This window comes from Rosenbergiella metrosideri, from assembly GCF_022602565.1.
In the GTDB taxonomy this organism is placed as follows: Bacteria; Pseudomonadota; Gammaproteobacteria; order Enterobacterales; family Enterobacteriaceae; genus Rosenbergiella; species Rosenbergiella metrosideri.
This window is the reverse complement of sequence record NZ_JALBCV010000044.1, coordinates 1-1,121: the sequence shown is the minus strand read 5'-3', so window position 1 is coordinate 1,121 and position 1,121 is coordinate 1. Positions and strand designations below refer to the sequence as shown.

Sequence of the window (1,121 nt, the reverse complement as noted above, 5' to 3'; positions counted from 1 at the left end):
ATCTCGAACACCACCATCAGAACCCGCTCCGAGCTATCTGCATTGTATTCCTCATGATGAAAGGCGGTGAGTGATGATTTTGTTAGTCGCATTTAATACCAATGATGTTTTGCGATTTAATTGCGGCATGGAGGGGAAATCCATTGCCGCAATGAAAAATTCAATCCGTATTTACTGGGCTAGAAGAAAAAATGAGATAGCTAAGTCAAGAATAAAGTCGGCAGTATCAGTAATAAGAGCTATAGAAGGGGCAGGAAATGGATGAATCACGCAAGCAGTTTGAAGAGTGGATGGATATGAACTTCAAGTTTAGAGAAGATAGATTCAGACTCTTCAGGGGGGATTATATGAGTACGTGGACGCAGAATATGTGGCGAGTGTGGCAAGCATCCCGTGAAGCACTACAGGATAACCAGAAAGGAGAGTAACCATTGCGGGAATTCATCCTGCATGAAACCAACAAATCGCAACTCTGGCAAATCCTCAAAGAAATAATCTCCACTGGCAAACGCTGGCGCATAAAAATCTCTGAGTACCGTGAAAAGCGGTCGCTATCTCAAAATAACCTCATGTGGAAATGGAATGCTGAAATGGCAGGCCAGCTCATGGCTGTCAGTAGCGAATCATTTTCTGATGAAGATGTTCACGAGTGGCTAAAAAAGATGTTCTGTCCAGCCAAGCCAATAACCATCATGGGGAAAACAGTTTGGGTTAAATCAACCAAGTTGCTAGACGTTGGTGAAATGCACAAATACCTAAATGACATAGACGTATGGGCGCACCAAGGGGGATTGAAGCTAACAATACCTCACGAGTGCGAGTACCGAGAATTACAGACGAAGCAGGAAGAATGAGTGAAAACATCACATCAATACCCAAGATGCTTAATCAGAATAAGCACAACTATTCCGAGGTCGCTAGGCAGCTAAACGTTCATCGCTACACAGTCAGGCGACTAGAGGACGATAAGGACTGCCATCATCATATCGTTGTTGCTGGACGATTGATGACTGAGACGAGGGCAGCGAAGTGACAGATAAATCTAATACCCCGATCGAACATAAAGAAGACCGGTTGAAAATAATAAATAGCCATCTTTACATGAAGGATGGTGAGGTTAG

General features: G+C 43.5%; 3 protein-coding genes. All 3 read left to right on the top strand.

The genetic code is table 11. The features are described from left to right. The first annotated feature begins 257 nt into the window (after positions 1–257). The 3 genes from MKR94_RS16390 to MKR94_RS17245 are packed head-to-tail and all read left to right on the top strand — an operon-like array spanning position 258 to position 1,033. Positions 258–428: a phiTE_015 family protein gene (locus MKR94_RS16390; protein WP_241647880.1), complete on the top strand. Its 171-nt coding sequence runs from the start codon at positions 258–260 to the stop codon at positions 426–428. Between the two features lie 3 nt (positions 429–431). After that, a complete protein-coding gene (locus tag MKR94_RS16385; RefSeq protein ID WP_241647879.1) occupies positions 432–854 on the top strand; it encodes a NinB/YbcN family protein in 423 nt (140 codons plus the stop codon). Further along, a complete protein-coding gene (locus tag MKR94_RS17245; protein ID WP_422047545.1) occupies positions 773–1,033 on the top strand; it encodes a hypothetical protein in 261 nt (86 codons plus the stop codon). Before MKR94_RS16385 ends, MKR94_RS17245 begins: the two co-directional genes overlap by 82 nt. Positions 1,034–1,121 lie beyond the last annotated feature (88 nt).

Coding starts and splice junctions, on each gene's coding strand:
- MKR94_RS16390 (WP_241647880.1), top strand. CDS start 258: ATGGATGAATCACGCAAGCAGTTTGAAGAGTGGATGGATATGAACTTC.
- MKR94_RS17245 (WP_422047545.1), top strand. CDS start 773: ATGGGCGCACCAAGGGGGATTGAAGCTAACAATACCTCACGAGTGCGA.